At 36.9% G+C, this 5,155-nt stretch carries 4 protein-coding genes; 2 read left to right on the forward strand and 2 right to left on the reverse strand.

The genetic code is table 11. From position 1 onward, the window contains the following. Positions 1–36 precede the first annotated feature (36 nt). Both E1171_RS07555 and E1171_RS07560 read right to left on the reverse strand, forming a co-directional pair. Positions 37–975, reverse strand: a complete 939-nt coding sequence (locus E1171_RS07555) for a class I SAM-dependent methyltransferase (RefSeq protein WP_155205404.1) — start codon at positions 973–975, stop codon at positions 37–39. 12 nt (positions 976–987) lie between these two features. Next, positions 988–1,749 carry an FkbM family methyltransferase gene (locus tag E1171_RS07560; RefSeq protein WP_155205405.1) on the reverse strand — a complete coding sequence of 254 codons (762 nt, stop codon included), beginning with the start codon at positions 1,747–1,749 and terminating at the stop codon, positions 988–990. 165 nt (positions 1,750–1,914) lie between these two features. Here E1171_RS07560 and E1171_RS07565 point away from each other — a divergent pair, with 165 nt between their 5' ends. Both E1171_RS07565 and E1171_RS07570 read left to right on the forward strand, forming a co-directional pair. Further along, on the forward strand, positions 1,915–2,361 hold the full coding sequence (locus tag E1171_RS07565; RefSeq protein WP_155205406.1) for a hypothetical protein: 447 nt from the start codon (positions 1,915–1,917) through the stop codon (positions 2,359–2,361). Between the two features lie 581 nt (positions 2,362–2,942). Then, the coding region (locus E1171_RS07570; protein WP_155205407.1) for a TonB-dependent receptor at positions 2,943–5,155 on the forward strand (2,213 nt) is incomplete at its 3' end.

Below are 5,155 nucleotides of genomic sequence, written 5' to 3' on the forward strand. Positions count from 1 at the left end.
AAAAAAATGCAAAGATCAAGATTGAAACATGATGAATTAAGACTTATGGGCGATAAAGAGGGACACAATTCCCACTTTGTCTTCAATTACCTCAATTTTATTAAAACCTGCTTCTTGTAATTGATTTTTTGTTTTTTCGTCAGTACGAAAATTTCGAAACTTCCCCCTTACAATATCTTTACGGACGATATATTCCAACAGGAAATCATCATAATTGAGGTCCAATTGCTTCCATTCTGACCTAGGAACCAGTTTTGGTGGAGGGGGTAACATATAAGTAACGAAAACCCCACCTTTCTTTAAGCTTTTGAAAAAAGTCCTATAAAGCGCCGTAACTTTCTCATCCTCTGGTACATAAACATTCAACCCATTACTGATGACCAGATCAAACTCTTCTGCAATTTTTAAGGACCAAGCATCTTCTTGAATTAAACGACAATGATTCAATAGATTCATTTTTGAGGCCAAAGCCTTTGCTTGATCTAAAGCATCCGGATCCAAATCAATTCCTATCAGTTCAAACTTTTTTAGCTTTCCATAGTCGAGGTAAAGCAATTCACCCATCAGACCACAAGGAATAGCACAATACTTACCTCCTTCTTTTAAATATTTTTGGGTTACCTCTAATTCTACCTTAAACCTTACCTGATTTCTGACAAATGTTGGGAATCGTTCCAGAAACGCTTTTTCCATAGGGGTAAAAGGTTCTCCCCTATTATTTTTATGGGTAATTTTTCCCCTATCCGGATAACAAAGGAAATAATCTGTCCACTCTCCATTTAAACCCTTATTTTGAATTAAGAAACGACCAAAGTCAAATTGAAGCATTTCATCGAGAATTTGTAATTGACGGTCCACCGTCACATGGGGCTTATTTCCTTCCTTAGCGATTCTTTCTTTTATCTCCTGAACAATTAATTCTAAGTTGTCTTCTTTCCACCTATGAGAGTATAATGTTTTCTTAGTTTTTGACATGACACCGTGTCTCTATCTTAAAACTGCCAAATAATTAGTAGTCAGAAATAATTCGGACCATTCACTATAGTGAATTTTTCTAAACCCGAATGGTAACACTCTATAAATGTCGTAATCTTTAAGAATTGAAAAAAAGTCTTTTAGGAATACCCTGGCTTCAATTGCTGCTAACCCAAACTCGAATTGAACGTGTTGAATTTTATGAGATTTAAGCAGTTCGGCACATCCTTTTAAAACCTCTATTTCAAAACCTTCTACATCAATTTTTAATAAATCAATCTCGGAAATACCATTTTCTAAACAAAAACTATCGACAGTTTTGAGTTGTATTTCCTCAGACTCACACAGTTGAACCTCGTAATTTTCATAGTGAGCAGGAAAAACAGATCCCCATACACTGCCTTTTGTATCAAAATAAATATGCTTTCGCTCTACTTTATCTCCAAAACCAAAATTAAAGGCAGTCATTCTTCCTTCTTCTTCCTGCTTCTTTAAAATGTTAAAAGCAAAATTTTGTGGTTCAAAGGCATAAACCCAATAGGGTCCATTCAATGCGTTTTTCACCATTTCCGAATATTGTCCTTTATTGGCCCCAACATCAAAAATGGTCAATTCTTTTTGTGGATTTTTCTTCCTTAATTGCTTTAACACATAATCTTCCCCGCTTCTATCAGGATACTGCCCTTTGTCATAATTTAATCCTCTAAGTGCCATCCTAAGTAGCTTTTCAAAAAAAGATTGAGCAAACTGTGTGCTGAATAAATACCTTTTCATTTGGACACCTATTTAATCTTAAAAATTTAGATGGTAGCATTTCCTATAAAAAAAGAACACACGGTTTGATCTAGTGTTTTCCCCAGGAATAAATTTTTAAGGTAAATAAGAACAATTTTGCAACATTATTGCAGAATCAAAAACAATTTATAAATTTGCAATGTGTTGAGATCTAAAAAACATAGAGTACAAAGAGCGATTGCTCACTTCTTACTGCTTTCTATATCAGTAAGCATTTTCCCTTTTAATCTCTACCATAAGCATGATAATGAGATTTTTAAGGCTCAACTTAATATTGAAAAGGCCCAAAATCAAAAACAGCTTAATACGGACAATGCAATAAACATTGCATTAAATAGAAGTAATGAACATCAGGTACATTTTGAAAAAGAAAATACCTATATAAATTGTCTGGTTTGTAAAATCCATAACTCTATTAGTCAATTTTATGTAGGAAGTGATTTTTATCGCTCTTTGAAGGGCCCTCTTTTAAAGCCTTTTTTTGCTTACCTTCAAGGACATGTTTTTTATGCTTATACTGGCCTTTCTCAAGGGCGGGCTCCCCCATTTATTAGTTTTTTTGTAGTTGATTTCTGTAAAATCGCGCTTTAAAAATGGTAAAATTCAGTCCATTTTAGCATTAATGAACTTAAGTTTGGTTGTCTAGAACACTTCCTTTTTAGTTGGGTCATCAATTTCATATTAAGAAAATGGCCAAACAGCACTATTTCACCGACGTGGGTGAAAAGACAAAAGGAAGTTAGAAGAACCTCTTACAGCTTTTTTTCTTAAGAACACCCATATATACTTTTTTTCTTCAAAGATGAAAAACGTACATGGAAGTCCTTTTGGTTGCTAAAATCATTTCTTTTTCGAAGGAAAAACCATCAGACTGATTTACCTATACTTAAAGCCGTTTTCAAGAAATCAATCCAATGCTTAAAAGAGCATTTTTTCATGGAAAGGGATAGAAAAGCTGAATAATTAGACTATGGTATCCAATTATTAGGTGAACCACAGTCTACAGGAAGCTTTGTAAAGCAGAATACAAGTACTCTGAACGCACTGGTAATCCTTTCTCCTCATAAAAATATCTGAATTACCTTCCTGGGTCTATTTTCTCCTTTAAAATAGAAAATCGGTTTCCTAAAGGTTTGACAGTTTTTTACGCAACGCTTAATCAAAAGAAACTAATGAAAACCCTTTTTAGCTTAATATTAAGTTTACTTTTAATAATACAAGCACAAGCACAGAACAACCTTTATGGGACAATTACGGAAGAAAACACAGATGACCCATTACCCGGAGCTACCATTTTTATTCCCCAATTAAACAAAGGGGTTACTACCGATAAAAACGGGAATTTTGAATTCAAGAATTTGCCAACCGGTTCCTTCAAGGTTGAAACACGTTTTGTGGGCTATTCCTCTAAGGTGGAAACCATTTCTATTGAAGGAAACACCCGATTTAATCTCGAGCTTTCTCCCTCTGCAACAGAAATCGGGGAAGTGATTGTAACAGGAACAGCGGCTGCTACTGAAAGGACAATAAACCCCATTCCGACCCTTTCGGTAGGAAACTTGACGACCGGAATTACACCTTCCACCAACTTAATTGATGCAATAGCCAAGCAGCCAGGTGTCTCTCAAATTACTACGGGACCTGCCATTTCCAAACCCATTATTCGGGGATTGGGCTCCAATCGTGTAGTGGTGCTTCATGATGGCCTCCGCCAAGAAGGGCAACAATGGGGAGACGAACATGGGGTTGAAATTGACCAATATGCAATAGATCGTGCAGAGATCATTAAGGGCCCAGGTAGTTTAATGTATGGTTCGGATGCAATGGCAGGAGTCATTAACTTCCTTCCTCCAAAACCAGTGGAAACGGGAAAGATAATCGGTAATATTGAAGCCAATTATCAATCAAATAATAATTTGCAGGCCTATTCTGCTATGAACGCGGGAAACGTCAACGGCATAGACTGGTTGGCAAGAATCACCTCTAAAAAAGCAGGTGATTATCAAAATGCCTATGACGGAAAAGTCTTTAATTCTGGTTTTGAGGAACTGGATGCAAATGCAAGCCTTGGCATTACAAGAAAATGGGGTTATTCACGCCTAAGTGTCAGCAATTGGAACAACACTATTGGAATTGTGGAAGGGGAGCGAGATGAAAATGGCAATTTTATTCGGGGAATACTCAATGAAGAAGGAGAGGTAGAAGAGGTTTCTGTAACGGCTAATGATTTAAATGGTTATGGAATAGGTTTACCTCGTCAAACTATAAACCACTTTAGAGTGGCCTCCAATAATAAATTCTTTCTAGGAGAATCTGCATTGAATGTAAATTTGGGCTTTCAACAAAATAACAGAAGAGAGTTTGAAGAAATTGAAGACTCTGATACACCAGGATTAGATCTTCTCCTTAGCACTTTCAATTACGATGTTAAATATCTTTTGTCAGAAATCAATGGGTGGGAATCTACCCTTGGCATTAACGGAATGATTCAAAACAGCCGAAACAGAGGGTTTGAATTTCTTATTCCGGATTTCGATTTAACAGACGGGGGAATTTTTGCCCTTACACAAAGGGATTTCGGAAAATGGTTTATCAGTGGAGGACTTCGATTTGATATGCGAAATATAAATTCCCATGCTCTCTACCTACATGAGGAAGATGAACACGAAGACCCGGACGATCACGACGACCATGAAGAAGAAATAGAAGAAACCCGTTTTACCGCCTTCGATACCTTTTTTGCCAATTACTCCGCCAGTTTGGGTGCCAGTTATAGGATTACAGACCGGTTTATTGCTAAACTTAACCTAGCCAAAGGATTTCGATCACCCAATATTTCCGAGCTAGGATCCAACGGAGTGCACCATGGTACTCTTCGCTATGAAATTGGAAACCCTGATCTAAAACCTGAAAACAGTTATCAGGTAGATTTTGGAATTGTACTCAATACAGATCACGTTTCTCTGGAAGCAACTGTATTTAACAACTACATTACCAACTTTATATACCTGGAAAAGGATGAAAATTTTGAAATTCCTGATGATGGGGATGACCATGGACATGGTCATGAGGAAGAAGGCCATATTGAAGCCTTCCGGTATGTACAAAATAATGCCAACCTCTATGGGGGAGAATTAATGATTGATCTGCACCCCCATCCATTGGATTGGCTGCACTTCCAAAATACTTTTTCCTATGTAAGAGGTATTCAAATAGGACGGCCTGAAGGAGAGAAAAATGTCCCTTTTATTCCTGCACCCAACCTACTCACTGAATTAAAGGCTCAATTTAACCAGGCAGGAAGAAGATTACGAAACCTTTCCTTCTCATTTGGGGTAAATTATTTCTTCCCTCAGAATCATGCTTTCACCGCTTTTGATACGGA

The organism is Xanthovirga aplysinae, assembly GCF_009711365.1.
In the GTDB taxonomy this organism is placed as follows: Bacteria; Bacteroidota; Bacteroidia; order Cytophagales; family Cyclobacteriaceae; genus Xanthovirga; species Xanthovirga aplysinae.